Source organism: Bacillus cereus group sp. MYBK95-2 (assembly GCF_051915225.1).
GTDB lineage: Bacteria > Bacillota > Bacilli > Bacillales > Bacillaceae_G > Bacillus_A > Bacillus_A cereus.
The window spans coordinates 544,708-563,029 of record NZ_JBQAEH010000003.1 but is presented as its reverse complement, the minus strand read 5'-3'; the positions used below and the strand labels follow the sequence as shown (position 1 = coordinate 563,029).

The window sequence follows — 18,322 nt, the reverse complement described above, 5'->3', positions numbered from 1 at the left end:
TTTTCTCCCTACCTTTTCCCCTTTACGTAGGTTGTTACATTATTGAAAAGTCTTTTGAAGTCCTGTATCCATTTTCTCAAATTCATTTGCTACGGAATGGATATTATCAATCGTTTGTTGAAAAGCAGCGCAAAACTGTTTCGTGATTTGTAAATTTTGTTGATTTGCTTCTTGTGCTTGGAAGTTCACAGATAGTGTCGTACGCGTTGCCTTATTTATAGAGCGACTAGTAGCACTTTGCATCCTATCTGAAGCATTTCTCATTTTCGTTGCAAGTTGCGTTGCCGTATGCAAATTACTTTGAAATTCTCCCATTACTTACTCCCCTCTACCTTTTATTTACAAGAAAATTATAACACGGAAAAATATCCCAATAAACCAAATGTTCGAATTTAACATACAATTCACCACAGTTACTGAGGATACGAGCAACACTTATCAATCAACATAACTGAGTCCAAAATGGATTCTACTTATACAAAAAAGATGACTTCAGCCATATGCTAAAGTCATCTTTTTCTACCTTATTATTTTACTAACTCTCCATTATAAGCTTTTATATCAAGAGGAGCAGTTAAAAATTGTGCTGCTTTACTAACGAAAGATGTGAAGTGTTCACTCGTATTATGGCTCGCAACTGCTGCTTCATCTTTCCATACTTCTACCATCGTATAAACACTTTCTTTTTCTGTATCTTTATATAAGTCATAAGATACATTTCCACTTTCTTCTCTTGAACCATGAATGAGTGGCTGAATTTCTTCTAAAAATGCTTGTTGTTTTGCTTGGTCTACTTGAAATATTGCGTGAATAATAATCATGGTGCTTCCCCTCTCATCTTTCACTTATTGAAGTTCTTTTATAAAATTATTTCCACTCTGCAACTTTTTCAATTGGAAGACGTACTGATTGGTAACCACTGTCTGCAGCTTTCCCGATTGAAATTAACATAACTGGTACGTAGCGTTCTTTATCTAGTCCAAATGCTTCTGCGATTTGGTCTTTTTCAAATCCACCAATTGGACAAGTGTCATAACCGTGCGCACGAGCTGCTAGCATAAATTGCATTGCTACAAGACCACCGTCAATTAATACCGTATCTTTCATTACTTCTGGTGTAACCATTGAGAAGTAAGCTGAAAGTTTTTTCATTTGGTCTTCTTTTACTTCTGCTGGCATTAAGCCACGCTCTACTGCTGTACCGTAAATTTCCTCTGCGTTATCAAAATTGTTTAAATCACCAAATAAAGCAATCATTGCTGAAGATGTTTCTACTTGAGATTGATTGAATTTCGCAAGTGGCGCAAGTGTTGCTTTCGCTTCGTCACTTTCAATCACTACGAATCTCCATGGTTGCATGTTTACTGAAGATGGTGCAAGTGTTGCTTCTGTAAGAATTTCTGTCATTTCTTCTTTGCTAATTTTCACTGAAGGGTCGTACTTACGAATTGAACGACGTCCTGTTAAAATTTCGTTAAAATCATTTGTTTTTACTGAGTTAGTCATAGTTGTATTCTCCCTTTTTTATAATTCTTTTATATTTTCTTGAATGTGATTTAACATATTTAAAAGATTATCGCGTTCTTCCTCACTTAATCCTTTAAATGCAGATGCGGCAAAACGTTCTTTTTCCTCTTGAAACGCCTGAATTTTATTTCGCCCCTCTTCAGTAAGAGAAACTAACGTAATTCTGTTATCATCTGGATTTTTACGTCTTACAATCATTTCATTGGCCTCAAGCTGCTTTAAATGCCTTGTTATCGCAGCATTATCAATATTCACTTCTTGCTGAAGTGCTTTTTGACTAATTTCACCTACTTCAAATAATTGAAGTATAAGCTCTAATCGAGACTGGCTCATACCCGTACACCCTTCAAATTTCGAACTTACTTCTTTATTTAGAAAGTGTAATTTATATAAAATAATCGCTTCTTTTGAGCATGAACTTGTCAAATTAACCCTCCTTTACAATCAAAATAAAAACATTTGATGTATCAATAGTTGATATGTCAATTAATATAATCTATATCGATTTAGAATGCAAGCATTTTGTTTTCATTTTATTTTTTCCAAATTAAGGCGCTTTGTAGCGTTACAAATAATGTTAATTGCACTATAATAGTAATAATTTAAATGACTGGAGAGTGATTGATAATGCGGCAATACACAAATAGAAATGAGGAAATGAAAATGGAAAATGAAATGAGGATATTCATAAATGACAACAATAAATATAGGGATTGTCGCGCACGTAGACGCTGGCAAGACGAGTTTGACTGAGCGTATTCTTTATGAAACGAATGTGATTAAAGAAATTGGCCGAGTAGATAGTGGTAATACACAAACTGACTCAATGGAATTAGAAAGACAACGCGGCATTACGATTAAAGCATCTGTCGTTTCTTTCTTTATTGATGATGTAAAAGTAAATGTCATTGATACACCTGGACACGCTGATTTTATCGCTGAAGTGGAGCGATCATTCCGCGTTCTAGACGGTGCGATTTTAGTTATCTCTGCCGTTGAAGGTGTGCAAGCACAAACAAAAATTTTAATGCGAACATTACAGAAACTAAACATACCGACTATTTTATTCGTTAATAAAATTGATCGTAGTGGCGCAAACACTGAAAAAGTTATGAAACAAATAAAAGAGGTTCTTTCAAATGAAGCATTCCCCTTCTACTCTGTTCTAAACGAAGGAACGAAAGAAGCCCGGATCATTGAATACAAATCATATGACGATTGTATGGAACTGTTAGCACCATTTAATGAATCGTTACTTGAATCATATGTAAATAACGAAATAATACCGGACGCACTATTAAGAGAAAAACTAGAACAGCAAATACAGCAAGCAAATGTGTATCCAATCTTTTTCGGTTCAGCAATGACAGGTATAGGAGTAACTGAAATACTTGAAAAACTTCCGGCCCTAATGCCAGCTCTTACATCGGCACAAGAGGAACCATTATCTGGTGTTGTTTTTAAAATTGAACGTGAACCTTCTGGAGAAAAGGTTGCGTATATAAGAGTTTTTTCAGGTAGCTTACATGTTAGAAAATATGTTGATATACAGCGCGATGAGTCTCTACCACATAAGGAAAAGATAAAAAAAATGTGCATATTTCATAATGGAGATGCCGTTCAAACTACTACCGTTCCTAGCAGTGAATTTTGTAAAGTGTGGGGACTGAATGATATTAAAATTGGTGATATTATCGGTGAACGTACGGATTATATAAAAGATACTCACTTTGCCGAACCACAAATGGAAGCAGCCATCAATGCAGTACCAAAAGAACGAATTCATGATTTATACGCTGCACTTATGGAACTATGTGAAGAAGATCCGCTCATTAAAGTGTGGAAAGATGATATTCATAATGAACTTTATATTCGCCTTTTCGGTGAAGTACAAAAAGAGGTTATCGAAACAACACTTTATGAGAAATATAATTTGCAGGTTACTTTTTCAAGTACGCGAGTTGTATGTATGGAGAAACCAATTGGCATTGGGAATTCCGTTGAAGTCATGGGTGAAAAAGCGAATCCTTTTTACGCAACAGTTGGATTCAAAGTCGAACGTGGTGAACTTAATTCTGGCATAACATATAAATTAGGCGTTGAACTTGGCTCACTACCTTTAGCATTTCATAAAGCAATTGAAGATACTGTATTTCAAACGTTAAAACAAGGTTTATACGGATGGGAAGTTACGGACATTTCTGTCACGTTAACACATACTGGTTATGCTAGTCCTGTTACAACAGCGAGTGATTTTAGAAACTTAACACCACTCGTACTAATGGATGCTTTAAAGAAAGCTGAAACATATGTATATGAACCAGTAAACGAGTTTGAATTAACTGTACCGAAGCAAGCAATTAGTACCGCAATGTATAAACTTGCTACTATTCCAGCAACTTTTAGAGAACCTATATTAAGTAATAACTCTTACCAGTTAACAGGATTATTACCTGTTGCGAAAACAGAGAATTTCAAACGAATGCTACATTCATTTACTGAAAAGGCATATTTACAACGAAGCCAGCTGGTTTCACAAAGCTTATGGCTCCCTTCCCTACTCGAAAACGTGTTGATTATAATCCGCTGAATCGTAAGGATTATTTACTTCATGTTTTGAAGGCTTATTAAAGTAAAAGAGGTGCAATTCGCACCTCTTTTGCATGTATTAATAGGTTAGTTTGTCCTAACAACTTCTTTAAGTTTTCCTATTATTTTCGCTATAGCCTCAATTGAATTTTCCGTTTCATATCCCCCAACATTTACAGAATGATTTGCATTTTTGACAACTTCAATCTGTAAATTTGTTTTATGTAGCTGATCAACTTGATCTGCATTGTATTGATGATCTTTATCCCCCATAACTAAAAACCCTTCGTGATTACTATGCAAGATAGAATCAAAAATCGTATCAAACGTCAGTAACGGTGTCAGTAATATCATTTTCGACTGTAAAAACTCTTCTCTCTTCATTAAATCATTCGCAATTGGAATTGTTCCGAGTGACTTCCCTAAAAATATAGTATCGTTGTATTGCTCAGCTTTTAATACTTCCTTCATTACAGGATTAATATCATCCATCATTATTTTTGTTACTTCTTCCATTGGTTTATTCATTACTTGTTCGTCGTAAGAATAATGAATATGTACAACATCAATTTTATGTTCAAGCATAAGCATCGTCGCGTAATAAAATAACGGCTTATCATAATTGTATCCTGAACCTGAAAACATAAAGCAAACGGTACTAGAACCTTTTTCGATATGTGTGTAATAAATTACTTTGTCATTTATATGTATCTCTTTTTTAATCCCCTTCATCCTTTTCTCCTCCGAATACATTTAATCTTGTAAAATGATATGTTCTGTATGAACTGCTATATTCTTTACTTTCTCTTTTATAAATGCAGGCTGTAAATTATATGCATGTAACTCTTCTACCGGCACCCACTTAAACAAATATGTTCTATCCTCTTCTTCCAAAATATATTGATCCGCTCCATTTACAGGTAATTCATGTAGATCTACTTCATAATAAAAACTAATCTCATGAAACTTTTGCTCAGAAAGTGTAAAGAAATTTTCTACTGACCATATTATTCTCTTCCCTTTAATAGGAGCAGCTAGTTCTTCTGCAAGTTCCCGTTGTAACGCATCCTCACTGTTTTCTAACATTTTCACTCTTCCGCCCGGTACGTACCAAAAATCTTCACCGTCACCTTGCAGAATAAGTATTTTATTATCCTGTTTACAAATTGCTCCGACTCGGTAGTTAAAACATGTTACCTCAACTTTAAACGTAAGATCCATCCGTAACGCCCCCTTATATAAATATCGAATTATTACAAAACAATTATGTAATTACTGTACAAATAAGGTTACTAAATTTATCCACTCCATTCAACGGTTTTTGAATTTTCTAAACTATTATTTTTCATCATTACAAGTGTATATACATATGTTACAATCATATTGCACACTAGAAAACATTATGGGGGTACGGATGGAAACGTTATTAATCCAGCAAACTGAGAAATCAAATAAGTTTTGGAAAATCGTTGTGAAAGAAAAAGACTATGTTGTGTTTTACGGAAAAATCGGCACAGCTGGCAGTGTGAAAGCGAAAGAGTTTGAAACAGAAGAAGAATGTATGAATGAAGCTAATAAACTAGTTGCTTCCAAACGTAAAAAAGGATATACAGACCCGTTGCCTGGGGAAGATTACATAAAAGAAAAAACGATAACCGAAGAAGAATTTTGGGAGCTACTTCATCGTGCAAAAACGAAAGGTGAGGACCAAGAAGAACAAATAGAATGGCTTACTTCTCACCTTGCTAAACGTACAGTACATGAAATTGTAGCTTTTGATACGCATATGCATCGCCTTTTGAAAGACTCCTATACCTCCCGTTTATGGGCAGCAACCTATATTATTATGGGTGGCTGTTCAGATGATACTTTCGATTACTTCCGCGGATGGTTATTATATCAAGGAAAAGAGACATACGAAGCTTGTATTGAAGATCCAGAACGATTAATTCCTGTATTAGAAAATTTGAGTGAGTATGACGTCCCAGAAATAGAAGAACTTTCTTTATATTTCGGTTTCACTGTATATGCAGAAAAAACTGGTGACGAAGATGATACTTACTTTACACTTTACCATGTCTTATCTAATGAAGAATTCGACGATGTAGATTTTGAATTTGACTGGAATGAAGACGATGAAGAAGGTTTAAAAAAGATGTTTCCTAGGCTATGGGAGATGTATGGGGAAGAACCGATTGAGTGGTAGATTAATTATTCGTGAAAAAGTGCCTTGTTTCTTTAGTAACAAGGCACTTTTTTTGATACTATATTTAAATTATCATCTTTCCACTCTCCCACCACTCCATAAAAGTCTTTAAAGAAGGAGCAACCCACGTTCTACTATCATTTTCATGGTTCCATACATATATATCATCTCTTTGTACTTTTCCATTCAAAATAGAATAGCCAAACAAATCACCATTTCCCCCATCAGCAAAAAATAATAAACAGTCAAAAGGCATGTATAAATCCTTAAAATCAACTATATTTCTCATACTCATATTTTCAGTTTTAATTTTTGAAGCAGACCATATAAAGTCACCGTATTCACCTTCTATACCGTTTGTTTCCTGTAATAATTGATATAAATCATTCGGTAACTCCACATGTAAACATTTTTGTATATCAGTAAGTTCATCCTTCGTAGCTGGGTTTTTCAAGCTTAAATTTGATGAGATACTGTGAATGGTGTCTTTCCACATCACCTTTTCCTCCTTATGTGCAATCAAGCATATTCAAAGAACTCCGCTAAATTTATTGATACCATCTTTCTAACAATTCCTTCTCCCTCTCGCCTGAAATACCTGCTTTTAATTCCCATTCTTCCGTACTCTCCATCCACTCATACACATCTGTAACTGTCTCTTCTATTCTTCTAAAAGTAAGCCCTTCATTAACCGCACTTTTAATACTAATAGAAAATCCACCTCTCCACGGCTTCTTTTCCCCTTCTAATGGAAAAGTTTCCGGAAGCCATAATGGCATTTCTGTCCAAGGCTGCACATTATGTTCACTCATAAACGATTCGTCTACCCAAACAAATTCAGCATCACTATTCGTAACCTTTTTACACGTATTTAATAGCTCTTCCATCGTCAATTCATCATTCGGACCTGTTATATTGAATGTACCTGCTTTATTATTTTCTGCCATGTTGAGTCCAAATCTCGCTACATCTTTTATATCAACTATCTGCACTGGACGATTTTTTCTTCCTGGAACTAACACGTTACCTCTTTTTGCTACACGCTGAATCCAGTATGGAAGTCGATCTGTATAATCAAACATTCCTGAAAGAAGTCCTGCTCTTACATGTAACACACGCCCCGGCCAATACTTCTCTGTTTCTTTTTCACATAATACTTTCAGTGCACCATAATACTCATAAGGTGAAACTTCACCATTCTCTACAGCCTTTATTTGATCATCCGTCGGTTCGGGCTGTAATATATAATCTTCTTTTATGTCATGCGGAATCCAATCTTTATATACGGAAAGGCTTGAGATGAATACATAGTGTTCAATATTATCTTTGAGCACTTCTCCAACATTCCTAATATGATGTGGAGAAAATCCACACGTGTCTATGACAACATCCCACTTTCGATTTTTTAAACTTGATACATCGTTATTTCTGTCACCGATAAGCTGCTCCACTTCAGGAAAGATTTCTTTGTTTGTTCCGCGGTTAAATGATGTAACTTCATACCCTCTGTTCAAAGCCTCTTCTACAAATGCTCTTCCTAAAAATCGTGTACCGCCTAGAATTAATATCTTCATAGTTCTCCCCCATTCTTGATTAATAACCCTTCCTAATGTTTAACGATTTTTTATTGAGGAAAGTTACGGGGCTCGTTTAAATTTTTCTACAAGTTCACCATTACTCTTTTAAAAGTATATACTCTTTGATTAATCTCCATCTATCCTTTGCTTCTGGCACAACTTCAGAAGCCATCACCACCACCAATTCCTTCTCTGGAATACAACAAATCATATTCCCCCCATCACCCATTGCACAGTATGAAAAGATTCCATCTTCTTCTCGTAACCACCATAAGTAACCATATTGATTTGGGTTCATTTCTGTCGATTCTTTTATCCATGATTTTGATAGTATTTGTTTTCCATTATGAATACCTTCATTCAAATACATCTGTGCAAACTTCGCCATATCTCTAACCGTTAACGTTAGTCCCCAGCCACCCTTCGAAATACCATTTGGATCGTGAACCCATCCTTTCACATCTTTTCCGAATAAGTCATCAAATCCAAATGCTTTCATATTGTAGTTTGGAATTTCTCTCATGCCGAGTGGCTGAAATAAGTATTCATTCGCAAATTCACGCGCATTTTTTCCTGTTGCGTTCGTTATGATCGCTGATAGTATATGAGCTCCTGCAGATCAATATTTAAAAGCCCCAATTTCTCCGCCTTGTCCTATCCTATTTAACGTATACTGTACCCAATCTCGTTGCATACATAGTTCTTCTAACAGCTCCTGCCAGTCTACGAAAGGATGTGGAGCTGTCATTGTCAACAGATGTCGTACTGTTATTTCAGATGAATTAACGTTATATTCCGGGAAAAATTCTATTACTCTTTGATCAACGCTTTTTATATAGCCCTTATCTATACATATCCCAATTAGCGCAGAGATTATCGTTTTTGTGACTGACGCTATGTGAAATGCATCATCTGGACCGTAACCGTTATAATATTTTCCAAAAATAACATTACCTTTCTGCACTACTAACATACCATTCATATTTTCATATTCTTCTTTTATAATCTGATCTAACTTTTCAGCAGTTTTCATTATTCCTTCCCCTTTAACCTATAATTAAAAAGGTTCGATAGGTACATATATATCAACTATATGTTTATGCTTTGGATGCTGCTTTGGGTCATTTCTATATACTTCAAAAGGATACGAATCTCTCGGTTTATATCCGCTATTTGGAAGCCACTCACCATATATAAAGTCCCATGCTCCTTTATATTCATCTTGGCATATTTCAAAATGTCCTACTGCATACTTTCCAGAAGGTATTACCATTATTCCAACGTCGTTCGTTTCTACTGTGGATTCATCTGAAATTGTTACACATAAACTTGTTCTTAAATGATAGTCCTCAGTAAATTCATGATGATCGTGGTAAATGGTTAATACTTTCGTATCCTCAAATACATGATAGTTTTGCTTAGCTGCGTAATGAAATAATTTCTCTATCATTTTCGGAAAAGCTATAGTTAACTCTTCATATGTACCGATATGTCTTATGTATGCGACGTTTATATTGTCTGCTGTTACAATTTCAACATTTCCTCGAACCTTCTTACATTCATTGTATTGAGGAATTCCCCTTACGTCTTTGCAATTCTTGCTATTGTCGTTTCGATATTGAGATGGACTTACGCCGTAATAATTTTTAAATGTTCGGGAGAAAACTGCTGAATCTGTGAATCCGAAGTGATACGCAATATCTGTAATCGTCATATCTGTCCGATATGTAAGTAGATGTGTGGCCCTTTCTAACTTCAATCGGTTTACATACCGTGATAATGACTCGTTTACTATCCCCTTAAAAATCCGATGAAAATGAAACTTTGAAAATCCTGCTACATCCGCTAACTCTTCAATTGAAAGTGAATCATTTATGTTTGATTCTATATAATCTTGCACTTTATAAATGCGTCGTAAGTATTCATTTCTACTTTGTTTACTCTCCATACTTTTAGCTCCTCACAACAAAAAGAACCATCCTAGAATACTTTTAGGACGGCTTTCTATTCGTAATAGATTCTTCCATATTTTATTGTTAAATCGATATAATTTCACTATATTTTTTAAGCTGATGGTAATGTGGCGTTATCCTAATTTAATTTAAAGAAATAACTATTTTTTTATAGCCCTACGCAAGTTAATAATATTATTGGGATTTAGCTCCCATTGTCTCATAAGTTCTCTTTGTCTTGTTTTTAAGTCCTCAAATGGTTCTTCCACCATGTCGATTTTATTAAATTTCCCTTCGAAAACTAAAGCATTTTTTATCTTTTTATATCCACCAAAACCTAAGTCATCATTTAGTAACCAGACTACTCTCTGTATTTTTGCAAATAAAATACCACCTGTACACATTGGACACGGTTCCAACGTGCTATAAATAGTAAACCTCTCATTTTTTATTTTTGCATCAAACATTGCTTCCCCTGCATTGCGAATAGCGTCTAACTCTGCGTGAGCTGTTATGTCTTTTTCTGGATGCACTCTATTCCTTCCTCTTGCAATGACATTATTATTTCCATCAACAATAACTGCTCCTACTGGATATGTGTTTTCTTTTAATGCCTTTTCTGCTTCTTCCAATGCCATCTGTAAAAAATATCTATCCCTCTCAAAATTCATATAGATCCCTCTTTTTTAGATGAAATTATGTTATGGAAATTCCTTTCGACTATCATACTAGCTTCTATCAAGCTAACAAAGTCAGCTATTCTTTATGCAACGGATAACATTTTCATATACATTTAACTCAGTGGGTTTTGGTAAAGCTTATTTTTCTACACATGTTTCAAAAATAAAACTCTACTACCGCCGTTCCCATCATAATTTGTATGTACCGATACACCTTCTATCTCATCATCTCCAGCTTCAATTTGAAAGCCAATCTCCCTATGAAACTGTATCGATTTTTTATTAACCGGTGACGTGATTGCTTTTATAACTTTACGATTGTTTGCACGAGCTACATCGAAGAAATAAGAATACAATGTCGATGCGATTCCTCTTCTTCTATACTTCGGATTTACTCCAATAAAATGAACGTACGCTTCCTCTTTATGCGTTTGTGAGAAGAATCCGCATAAGAAACCTAACGTTTCTCCCTCTTCTTCAATAATAAAACTCGTTTCTTGAAAGTGAATGAAGAACAATTTTGGCAACATGGCAGCCATGTCTCTCCCGCCCCACCAATCATTTAAAACAGAATGAATCTTTACATAATCTTCCCCTTGGATGTTTCTTACTCGCATATGTTTCTCCCTCTCACTCACTTCATTTTTTCATAAATTTTAATGACTGTTTCTACTAAAAGGATGAATACCCATATCCCGCAAAATACAAGAATAGACTGGAATAAAGAACCTAGCATAACAATACTTATTAAACCTAATTCTGGCCCTGAAATGGACATTTCATCAAATCCTATATTATGTATAAATGGACCAGTTGAAAAAGCCATTAAAATAGATCCTATTAAATAAATCACACTCATTATTTTGAATATTTTTATAGAAAGATACGAAGTTTGTTTTTCTTCCACTTGTGATAATTCGATTTCTCCACTCGCAATTCCTTTTTGTAAACAGTCCTCACATAGAAATTCTTCCTTAATTTTTTTACCACCGTGCAATGTACCTGTAATTTCTTTACAGCGCGAACACTTTCGATTTATCATTTTGTTATCACTCCAATCTCGTAAGATTATACTTATACAATTCTGTTTTTACCTTATTATTCCTTTTGTGTATTTTATAGAGAGGTGACGTGTTTTATGATATCTAAACTTATTTTTGGTTATAAAAAGCCTACTGAGCAATATGTATTACGGCCTAGTTGTTATGCAATTATTTTTAACTCAACTTCTTCAAACATTGCTATTATCCAAAAAGGAGACCGTTATTTTTTACCTGGTGGCGGTATGGAAGGTACCGAAACAAAAGATGAATGCTTACATCGTGAACTACTGGAGGAATTAGGATGGGCAATTGAAATTAATCAATATATCGGTGATGCAATGCGATATTTTTATGCGGAAAAAGAAGATACATATTATTTAAACGATGGATTTTTTTATATTGCGAACATGGTGCAGACACAAACTGAAAACTGTGAGGAAGATCATGTTTTGCGGTGGATGTCTCCTTTACTTGCTGTAGAGCTTCTCATTCATGATCATCAAAAATGGGCTGTTGAACAAGCGCTTTTATTACAAAAACCAAAAGGATCTCCTTCTATATGAAAGAGATCCTTTTTATTGTTAACTTACTTTTTTCAAATTGAGAGCTGGCTTTTGAATTCCACCCTTTTTTACAACATATAAGCCGATAAAGATTATAAGTCCGCCAACGAGTTGCATCATGTTGATTTGCTCTCCGATAGTTACTGCCGCGAAGATAACTGCGAACAATGGTACAAGATACATATAAACCATTACTTTCGTTGAGCCTATTTTGCTAATACCGACATACCACATTGCAAGTCCGAAGATTGTCGCGAAGACGATTGAATATGCTAGAGACCCCCAGCTTGGCATGTCTACTGGCCACGTTAATGTATTTACGTTGAATAAACAGTATATAACGAGAGGTACAATTCCAATTAAAGTAGACCATGATGTGACTCTCATTGCGGAATATTTTGTTATAAGAGGTTGCGCTAATATTGGATACCATCCCCACGCAATCGCTGCGACTAATCCAATTATGTTTCCGAGCCACGCATATTCGTAAGTAGTTCCTCCTGTATGTCCTGTTAATAAAACGAATGCTGCACCAATAAACGCTACTATTGAACCAATTTGTACTTTCATCGAAAAACGTTCTTGTTTGTGCAATACTGCTAATATCCCTGTAAAAATAGGTGACATCGCAATTAATAATGAGGCGTTCGTTGCTGAAGTATATTTCACAGATAGCATAAACATCGTTTGATACATTGCCGTACCAACGATACCGACTGCTACTAATCGTAACCAATCTTTTCTTTCAATACGTAATGAGCGTTCCATTAAAAATGTAATAAGTAATAATACCGGTGATGCTACTAAAAATCGTAAACTATTAAATTGAATGGATGACATATATGCCACTCCATACTTTCCTATTGTATAATTTGCTCCCCATACTAATGCAACTGATACTAGGAGCCATTCCATTTGCCATCGTTTCATCCGAATCTCCCCTTCCCTATTTAGCATAGTAAAATTGGCTGGATATAACACCGTCCAATTGGCTGTTTTTTTACCCAGCCAATTTGCTATACTTGATGTATATAAGAGATACGGAGGCGTTTTTTATGGAATGGAAACTAGATAGTGACAGTAAAATCCCTATTTATCAGCAAGTTGTTGACTTTATTGAAAAACGTATTACATATGGAGAACTTCCTCCAGGAAGCTTCCTCCCTTCAGAACGGAAATTAGCTACGCAGTTAAATGTAAACAGAAGTACAGTAACGACTGCTTATAATGAACTACGTGCTATGGGAATTGTAGAGAGTACGACTGGTAAAGGAACACGCGTGAGTACACATATGTGGGGTGTTTCTCCAACATTAACGCCGAACTGGAGAAATTTCGTAGAAGGTGGTACTTTTTTACCAAACTTACCACTACTTCGCCATATTCGGGCAGAAGTACAACAAAATGAAAATATTATTGATTTTGCAAACGGAGAGCTCGGTTGTAATCTTTATCCCCACGATCAACTACAAGCGATTTTACGTGAACAACCGTTAACGCATTCATTAAGTTACGATCATCCGCAAGGCTATCTCCCGCTAAGACAAGCGGTCGTAAAATATATGAAAGAATATTTAAAAGTTGAGGCGACTGAACAATCCATTATGATTACATCTGGCGCACAGCAAGCACTTCATCTTATCGTACAATGTTTATTAAATCCAGGTGATGCTGTTGCTTTCGAAAGTCCTTCACACTGTTATTCCCTGCCTCTATTCCAATCAGCAGGTATTCGTATTTTCCCATTACCTGTTGATGAACATGGGATTAACCCAGATGATGTACAGGAGTTATATAGAAAACACCGTATTAAAATGATCTTTTTAAATCCAAATTTCCAAAACCCTACGGGAACGATGCTTCATCCAAACCGTAGAAAAAAACTATTATCACTTTGTGCAGATTTACGAATTGCAATCGTTGAAGATGATCCGTCTAGTTTACTTACGCTAGAAAAGAAACAACCTTGTCCTACTTTGAAATCAATAGATGAAAACGGAACTGTCATTTATGTACATTCTTTATCAAAAATGATTGCACCAGGCTTACGAGTTGGTTGGCTTGTTGCCCCGCAGTCTGTAGTAGAAAGGTTATCCGACGCAAGACACCAAATGGAATTAGGTATGAGTATTTTCCCGCAGTGGCTTATGCAGCAATTTTTCGAAACTGTGCCATTTCAGTCGCATATCGTACCGTTACGAAAACAATTAGCGGAAAAAAGAGACGTTATCGTTCGCGCCTTAAATGAGCAACTTCACGACAAAATCTCTTTTTCAAACCCTACTGGTGGTATATACATTTGGGGGAAATTAAAAGAACCTATAAACGAAAAACAACTCATTATGCAAAGTTTAAAACAAGAAATCGCCTTTATGCCGGGTAGTATTTTCGGCGCGAAAGATGGTTATATTCGTTTATCTTATGGAAAAGTGAATATTGATCAAATTGAGGAAGGGATTTCTCGTTTGCGGGAGGCTATTTTGGTTTGTGAAAAATAACGTGAGATAAAGCTTTCTCGTTTGACAAAAGAAAAATCTACCATTATTATCAACACGAACCTAGTTACCCCGCATTAACGGGCAATAAAACTCCCAGCTCAAAATTCAGCTGTAACAAAGAAGTTATGTGGGAGATTAACTGCCCGTAAATGCCCGATTGGTTCAACTAATAATCAGTGGAGGGTAAATCCCCCCACTGATTAAAGTTTCACTTTATAGGAGTGGTAAAAATGAAAATTTACGTTGATGCAGATGCTTGTCCTGTAAAAGATGTAATTATTTTTGAAGCTACGAATGCGGAAATTCCTGTTACACTCGTTACTAGTTTTTCTCATTATTCTAATGCAGAGCAGCCGAAAGGTGTGGAAACAATATATGTTGATTCCGGAGCAGATGCTGCTGATTACCGAATTATGCAGTTAGCAAAAAAAGAAGATTTAATCGTAACACAAGATTACGGTCTTGCTTCGCTCGCTTTAGCAAAAGGCTGTATCGTACTACACCATAAAGGCTATAAGTATACGAATGATAACATTGAACAATTGTTACAAACACGATATTTAAGTTCAATGGTTCGAAAAAGTGGTAAGCGTACAAAAGGACCGAAACCATTTACAGCAGAAGATAAAGAGAAATTTAGAGCGCTCTTTAAAAGTATGATCGCACTTTAAAAATGAATCGTCTATTTGCTAGGAAAACTTCGCAAAACAAAGAAGAGAATATCCAAATGAACATTCTCTTCTTGAGGTTTACCCGTTTAAAATGAAGGTAAATTATCTAAGTTATTTTCTTTTATTCCATCCGGTTCACTACGTATAATATCTCTGCCATACTTATGAAATACGTCCACATGAGCTAACTTCCCTGATTTCGCTTCATTAAGAGCAGTCATATAATCTAACTCTCTCCCGCTACTTGTTTTAAAAGCAATCAAATCACCTTCATCATTTTTACGAACAGCAACAATTTGTTCTGCTCCTGAAGTAACTTCCTGAGCTATTTCAAATTGAGCTTGCTCTTCCCCTTGATGTAAATAATCATTATACACTTTTTCAAAATCTTTTTTGTCCATTAAACTCACCTCCAACACATTTTATTAGTATGGTTGGGAGGTAGTGGTTTTATGTACTTTCCTCTTAGAAAAACGTATTTTTAATACCTACGCAACCCTTTCAAAGTCTCCAATATATCATCTGTAAAGGCTGTGCTACCCTCTGTCTCTAAAACTCTAAAATATAAACTTCTTAAGAAAGCTCTAATATTTTGTACTAAAATATCATATTGAGGATGCGGGATGTCTTCAACAATTGCTATACTATGTAACCAGTTGCTCCACTCTTCTTCAGTTAAAAGATTTTGGTTACGTAACGACATAATTGGTGCTACTAATCTCTCATCCTCAAAGTGAATGTATACATAGTCATGTAAGCGTACCTTCTGACGAACGGCAGCTAATATTGCATATGAGAACTCACGATTTTGGATTGTACGCGCTAAAGCATCAAGCGCATCTGCTGCATGTGCAGTAGAGTGTGCCCAGCCTTTTCCTTCTACGTAGCCCCTTACATCTTCTTCTAAATATACATATTCCAACACTTGTTCTGCCACACTGTACAATTGTTCTTCCGATAACAACGGTTCTCTTTCATGAACAGATAAAATAAGTGGTGGAATTAATACGGAGAATGCACGTTTAAATACAGAGTCTGTTCCCTTTTCACCAATTTTATAAAATAAATAATCAGGACTAATTGCTTGTAGCATTAACCCTCGTAATTCTTTTTGTCTAAACACATCATTTGTAATCCATGTATGAAGCGTACTATAAATAAAATCATCACGTAATTCAGCATCTGGTGATCCGATATAATCTAGCATCCACTGCGCATATGGATATGCATCTACGTCTTCTGGTACAGCATAATTGTTATTTTTAATTTGTAGTAGTTCTTCTTTTAGTTCGAGTACTTCATTCATTATATTTCTTGTCCCCTTTTTGCGTTTTTTATTGTCTTATCCCCTTTTATTTGCTTCATAAAATTAATTTAATTATAACAATAAACAAAAGGCTATACATATATTTCTGATTATGTATTACGCTCTTTCATGAAATATAACTTCTGGATTTCCTAAATCACTATTCTTAAATATAACATTCGCACACTCTTTTGGATTATGCTCATCTATATACATCTTACAGGCCGCATGATATCTGTTCAAAAATATCTTCTCTGCTTCTTCATAACTTCCAAAAGCTTCAGTTTCCCGCTTAGCACCACGTTTTCTCGCAATCTCAAAATTTGTATCTACAAAGATTTTGTAATCAAATAAATACGCAACGTCTTTTTTCAATAGAAACGTTCCATCTACTATGAATATCATATTTTGCGTGGCCAATAGCGGCTCATTATGTACAGACATATCCGTTATTAAGTTATGAGAAATCGTTTCATACTGTAAATTCCCGTTAGGTCCTAAAGGCATTAATAATCTTTCTTTGAAAGCTGTATAATCGTGTGCATCTTCATAATACCCTCTTGCAGATTCTTTTCCTTTTGCATAGCGAATCACTCTTGGATTATGAAAATCATCAATGCTTGCGCGTGTTACTGGTAATCCTCGTTTTTTTATTTCTTCTGCTAATTCGTTTGCAAATGTTGTTTTTCCTGATGCTGTAATACCACTTACTCCAACTCTTGTTGGATAGGTTAAGTTTAGCTTTACAATATGATTTGCAATTTCTTTGATTCGTTGTTTTCGGTTCATGATATCTCCCTTTATAATTAGTTTACATAATATAATTATAAATAACAATTCATGTCACTATTTGTCGGTAAATCGATATCCTTTGTCGAATCGTTGATATATCGAAAAAATCGTTGATATATTTTAAGTTATGATAGATATATTTGAAAAATCGTTGATATATTATTAGCTTACTTCCCCTTAAACCCCCGATATAAGGCCGTCCGTAACTCTTGCTTATACTCTTCAATTTCTGGCATTTCGAGTTCTTCTGCTAATCTGATAGCTAATTCAATATCATACGGTACTCGTACAAGTTGAATAGAAAAGCTCGCCGCTTCTTTTTCATTATATGTTCCTTCAAATATTAAATAGGAAGCTTGCGTTATTTCAAGTGGGTTTCCTACGCTACCGGCATTACATAACGTTTTCCCTCTGAAATTTTGAACGAACGCTTGGTGAACATCACCGTAACAAACGACATCTGGTTTTCTTTCTCCTTCTATATTTTCTGTCAGATCACTATTTTCGAACATACTAATACGTTCTTCTCTTGAAGCGTGTGGTTGAATTCTTTCATATAAACTTCTCGGTGAAGCGTGAAACATACGAATGAGTTTTCCACTCATAAAAAATTCGATTGAAAATGGTAAACTTCTTAAATAATCATTTTGTTCTTCCGATAATTGTTTTTGATGCCATTTTAATGCTTCAAATTCAGTCGGCTTTGTAATAAAATCATCCCAGTTTCCCATTACGACTACTTCACATTCTTTACGAATGATTTCAATTGCTTCACTGGAATGAGGTCCTTTTCCTACTAAATCTCCAAGACAAATAATGCGCTCGATTCCTCTTAATTTAATATCATTCAACACGGATTCTAATGCTTGAATATTACCGTGAATATCTGAAATTACTGCTATTTTATCCATATAAATT

General features: G+C 35.2%; 21 protein-coding genes and 2 pseudogenes. 5 read left to right on the top strand and 18 right to left on the bottom strand.

Annotation, left to right across the window (positions count from 1 at the left end; genetic code table 11):
• Positions 1-39: 39 nt before the first annotated feature.
• From ACTFN4_RS14230 to ACTFN4_RS14215, 4 genes are all read right to left on the bottom strand, one after another.
• On the bottom strand, positions 40-315 hold the full coding sequence (locus ACTFN4_RS14230; RefSeq protein ID WP_439962465.1) for a TIGR04197 family type VII secretion effector: 276 nt from the start codon (positions 313-315) through the stop codon (positions 40-42).
• A 212-nt stretch (positions 316-527) separates the two neighbouring features.
• The gene (locus ACTFN4_RS14225; protein WP_400154800.1) at positions 528-821 is read right to left on the bottom strand and encodes a putative quinol monooxygenase; all 294 of its coding nucleotides are present in this window, start codon (positions 819-821) and stop codon (positions 528-530) included.
• A gap of 46 nt (positions 822-867) precedes the next feature.
• On the bottom strand, positions 868-1,506 hold the full coding sequence (locus ACTFN4_RS14220; protein WP_000185391.1) for a nitroreductase family protein: 639 nt from the start codon (positions 1,504-1,506) through the stop codon (positions 868-870).
• An 18-nt stretch (positions 1,507-1,524) separates the two neighbouring features.
• Positions 1,525-1,953 carry a MarR family winged helix-turn-helix transcriptional regulator gene (locus ACTFN4_RS14215; RefSeq protein ID WP_000204162.1) on the bottom strand — a complete coding sequence of 143 codons (429 nt, stop codon included), beginning with the start codon at positions 1,951-1,953 and terminating at the stop codon, positions 1,525-1,527.
• 265 nt (positions 1,954-2,218) lie between these two features.
• Here ACTFN4_RS14215 and ACTFN4_RS14210 point away from each other — a divergent pair.
• Positions 2,219-4,158, top strand: a pseudogene (locus tag ACTFN4_RS14210) (GTP-binding protein).
• A 45-nt stretch (positions 4,159-4,203) separates the two neighbouring features.
• Here the strand turns inward: ACTFN4_RS14210 and ACTFN4_RS14205 are convergent.
• Both ACTFN4_RS14205 and ACTFN4_RS14200 read right to left on the bottom strand, forming a co-directional pair.
• A complete protein-coding gene (locus ACTFN4_RS14205) occupies positions 4,204-4,848 on the bottom strand; it encodes a hypothetical protein (protein ID WP_000676199.1) in 645 nt (214 codons plus the stop codon).
• A gap of 21 nt (positions 4,849-4,869) precedes the next feature.
• A complete protein-coding gene (locus tag ACTFN4_RS14200) occupies positions 4,870-5,337 on the bottom strand; it encodes an NUDIX hydrolase (protein WP_439962464.1) in 468 nt (155 codons plus the stop codon).
• Positions 5,338-5,530: 193 nt separating this feature from the next.
• On the opposite strand from ACTFN4_RS14200, the gene ACTFN4_RS14195 reads away from it, so the two are divergent.
• Positions 5,531-6,322, top strand: coding sequence for a DUF4240 domain-containing protein (locus ACTFN4_RS14195; protein ID WP_227900608.1), 792 nt, complete (start codon positions 5,531-5,533; stop codon positions 6,320-6,322).
• A 64-nt stretch (positions 6,323-6,386) separates the two neighbouring features.
• On the opposite strand, the gene ACTFN4_RS14190 is transcribed toward ACTFN4_RS14195, so the two are convergent.
• The 7 genes and pseudogenes from ACTFN4_RS14190 to ACTFN4_RS14160 all read right to left on the bottom strand — a co-directional run bounded on the left by ACTFN4_RS14190 (position 6,387) and on the right by ACTFN4_RS14160 (position 11,573).
• On the bottom strand, positions 6,387-6,818 hold the full coding sequence (locus ACTFN4_RS14190; RefSeq protein WP_000265342.1) for an SMI1/KNR4 family protein: 432 nt from the start codon (positions 6,816-6,818) through the stop codon (positions 6,387-6,389).
• Between the two features lie 52 nt (positions 6,819-6,870).
• Positions 6,871-7,896: an SDR family oxidoreductase gene (locus ACTFN4_RS14185; RefSeq protein ID WP_000697724.1), complete on the bottom strand. Its 1,026-nt coding sequence runs from the start codon at positions 7,894-7,896 to the stop codon at positions 6,871-6,873.
• Positions 7,897-7,996: 100 nt separating this feature from the next.
• Positions 7,997-8,932 (bottom strand): annotated as a pseudogene (locus ACTFN4_RS14180) (serine hydrolase domain-containing protein).
• Between the two features lie 24 nt (positions 8,933-8,956).
• Complete coding sequence (locus ACTFN4_RS14175) at positions 8,957-9,847, bottom strand: AraC family transcriptional regulator (RefSeq protein ID WP_000444280.1); 891 nt, start codon at positions 9,845-9,847, stop codon at positions 8,957-8,959.
• 165 nt (positions 9,848-10,012) lie between these two features.
• The gene (locus ACTFN4_RS14170) at positions 10,013-10,522 is read right to left on the bottom strand and encodes a nucleoside deaminase (protein ID WP_001008618.1); all 510 of its coding nucleotides are present in this window, start codon (positions 10,520-10,522) and stop codon (positions 10,013-10,015) included.
• A gap of 155 nt (positions 10,523-10,677) precedes the next feature.
• The gene (locus tag ACTFN4_RS14165) at positions 10,678-11,148 is read right to left on the bottom strand and encodes a GNAT family N-acetyltransferase (protein WP_029442687.1); all 471 of its coding nucleotides are present in this window, start codon (positions 11,146-11,148) and stop codon (positions 10,678-10,680) included.
• A gap of 17 nt (positions 11,149-11,165) precedes the next feature.
• Entirely contained in the window at positions 11,166-11,573 is a 408-nt protein-coding gene (locus ACTFN4_RS14160; protein ID WP_000610489.1) for a DUF3980 domain-containing protein, read from the bottom strand.
• 96 nt (positions 11,574-11,669) lie between these two features.
• Here ACTFN4_RS14160 and ACTFN4_RS14155 point away from each other — a divergent pair, with 96 nt between their 5' ends.
• Positions 11,670-12,137, top strand: coding sequence for an NUDIX hydrolase (locus ACTFN4_RS14155; RefSeq protein ID WP_088363868.1), 468 nt, complete (start codon positions 11,670-11,672; stop codon positions 12,135-12,137).
• Between the two features lie 18 nt (positions 12,138-12,155).
• On the opposite strand, the gene ACTFN4_RS14150 is transcribed toward ACTFN4_RS14155, so the two are convergent.
• Positions 12,156-13,067, bottom strand: a complete 912-nt coding sequence (locus tag ACTFN4_RS14150; RefSeq protein ID WP_063245366.1) for a DMT family transporter — start codon at positions 13,065-13,067, stop codon at positions 12,156-12,158.
• Positions 13,068-13,192: 125 nt separating this feature from the next.
• Here ACTFN4_RS14150 and pdxR point away from each other — a divergent pair, with 125 nt between their 5' ends.
• Complete coding sequence (gene pdxR, locus ACTFN4_RS14145) at positions 13,193-14,635, top strand: MocR-like pyridoxine biosynthesis transcription factor PdxR (protein WP_033695858.1); 1,443 nt, start codon at positions 13,193-13,195, stop codon at positions 14,633-14,635.
• A gap of 230 nt (positions 14,636-14,865) precedes the next feature.
• Entirely contained in the window at positions 14,866-15,306 is a 441-nt protein-coding gene (locus ACTFN4_RS14140) for a YaiI/YqxD family protein (protein WP_063245364.1), read from the top strand.
• Positions 15,307-15,392: 86 nt separating this feature from the next.
• Here the strand turns inward: ACTFN4_RS14140 and ACTFN4_RS14135 are convergent, their stop codons facing one another.
• From ACTFN4_RS14135 to ACTFN4_RS14120, 4 genes are all read right to left on the bottom strand, one after another.
• Positions 15,393-15,707 carry a DUF3892 domain-containing protein gene (locus tag ACTFN4_RS14135; protein WP_000358161.1) on the bottom strand — a complete coding sequence of 105 codons (315 nt, stop codon included), beginning with the start codon at positions 15,705-15,707 and terminating at the stop codon, positions 15,393-15,395.
• An 80-nt stretch (positions 15,708-15,787) separates the two neighbouring features.
• Entirely contained in the window at positions 15,788-16,612 is an 825-nt protein-coding gene (locus ACTFN4_RS14130; RefSeq protein ID WP_439962463.1) for a DUF2785 domain-containing protein, read from the bottom strand.
• A 117-nt stretch (positions 16,613-16,729) separates the two neighbouring features.
• A complete protein-coding gene (locus tag ACTFN4_RS14125) occupies positions 16,730-17,401 on the bottom strand; it encodes a hypothetical protein (protein ID WP_439962462.1) in 672 nt (223 codons plus the stop codon).
• 170 nt (positions 17,402-17,571) lie between these two features.
• Positions 17,572-18,315, bottom strand: coding sequence for a metallophosphoesterase family protein (locus tag ACTFN4_RS14120; RefSeq protein WP_000357656.1), 744 nt, complete (start codon positions 18,313-18,315; stop codon positions 17,572-17,574).
• Positions 18,316-18,322: the final 7 nt, after the last annotated feature.

What these genes read in the sequence shown, in the direction of transcription:
- ACTFN4_RS14220 (WP_000185391.1), bottom strand. Translation starts at nt 1,506, where the DNA reads ATGACTAACTCAGTAAAAACAAATGATTTTAACGAAATTTTAACAGGA.
- ACTFN4_RS14135 (WP_000358161.1), bottom strand. Translation starts at nt 15,707, where the DNA reads ATGGACAAAAAAGATTTTGAAAAAGTGTATAATGATTATTTACATCAA.
- ACTFN4_RS14140 (WP_063245364.1), top strand. Translation starts at nt 14,866, where the DNA reads ATGAAAATTTACGTTGATGCAGATGCTTGTCCTGTAAAAGATGTAATT.
- ACTFN4_RS14120 (WP_000357656.1), bottom strand. Translation starts at nt 18,315, where the DNA reads ATGGATAAAATAGCAGTAATTTCAGATATTCACGGTAATATTCAAGCA.
- ACTFN4_RS14125 (WP_439962462.1), bottom strand. Translation starts at nt 17,401, where the DNA reads ATGAACCGAAAACAACGAATCAAAGAAATTGCAAATCATATTGTAAAG.
- ACTFN4_RS14155 (WP_088363868.1), top strand. Translation starts at nt 11,670, where the DNA reads ATGATATCTAAACTTATTTTTGGTTATAAAAAGCCTACTGAGCAATAT.
- ACTFN4_RS14205 (WP_000676199.1), bottom strand. Translation starts at nt 4,848, where the DNA reads ATGAAGGGGATTAAAAAAGAGATACATATAAATGACAAAGTAATTTAT.
- pdxR (WP_033695858.1), top strand. Translation starts at nt 13,193, where the DNA reads ATGGAATGGAAACTAGATAGTGACAGTAAAATCCCTATTTATCAGCAA.
- ACTFN4_RS14195 (WP_227900608.1), top strand. Translation starts at nt 5,531, where the DNA reads ATGGAAACGTTATTAATCCAGCAAACTGAGAAATCAAATAAGTTTTGG.
- ACTFN4_RS14170 (WP_001008618.1), bottom strand. Translation starts at nt 10,522, where the DNA reads ATGAATTTTGAGAGGGATAGATATTTTTTACAGATGGCATTGGAAGAA.
- ACTFN4_RS14130 (WP_439962463.1), bottom strand. Translation starts at nt 16,612, where the DNA reads ATGAATGAAGTACTCGAACTAAAAGAAGAACTACTACAAATTAAAAAT.
- ACTFN4_RS14150 (WP_063245366.1), bottom strand. Translation starts at nt 13,067, where the DNA reads ATGAAACGATGGCAAATGGAATGGCTCCTAGTATCAGTTGCATTAGTA.
- ACTFN4_RS14190 (WP_000265342.1), bottom strand. Translation starts at nt 6,818, where the DNA reads ATGTGGAAAGACACCATTCACAGTATCTCATCAAATTTAAGCTTGAAA.
- ACTFN4_RS14160 (WP_000610489.1), bottom strand. Translation starts at nt 11,573, where the DNA reads ATGATAAATCGAAAGTGTTCGCGCTGTAAAGAAATTACAGGTACATTG.
- ACTFN4_RS14200 (WP_439962464.1), bottom strand. Translation starts at nt 5,337, where the DNA reads ATGGATCTTACGTTTAAAGTTGAGGTAACATGTTTTAACTACCGAGTC.
- ACTFN4_RS14225 (WP_400154800.1), bottom strand. Translation starts at nt 821, where the DNA reads ATGATTATTATTCACGCAATATTTCAAGTAGACCAAGCAAAACAACAA.
- ACTFN4_RS14175 (WP_000444280.1), bottom strand. Translation starts at nt 9,847, where the DNA reads ATGGAGAGTAAACAAAGTAGAAATGAATACTTACGACGCATTTATAAA.
- ACTFN4_RS14185 (WP_000697724.1), bottom strand. Translation starts at nt 7,896, where the DNA reads ATGAAGATATTAATTCTAGGCGGTACACGATTTTTAGGAAGAGCATTT.
- ACTFN4_RS14165 (WP_029442687.1), bottom strand. Translation starts at nt 11,148, where the DNA reads ATGCGAGTAAGAAACATCCAAGGGGAAGATTATGTAAAGATTCATTCT.
- ACTFN4_RS14230 (WP_439962465.1), bottom strand. Translation starts at nt 315, where the DNA reads ATGGGAGAATTTCAAAGTAATTTGCATACGGCAACGCAACTTGCAACG.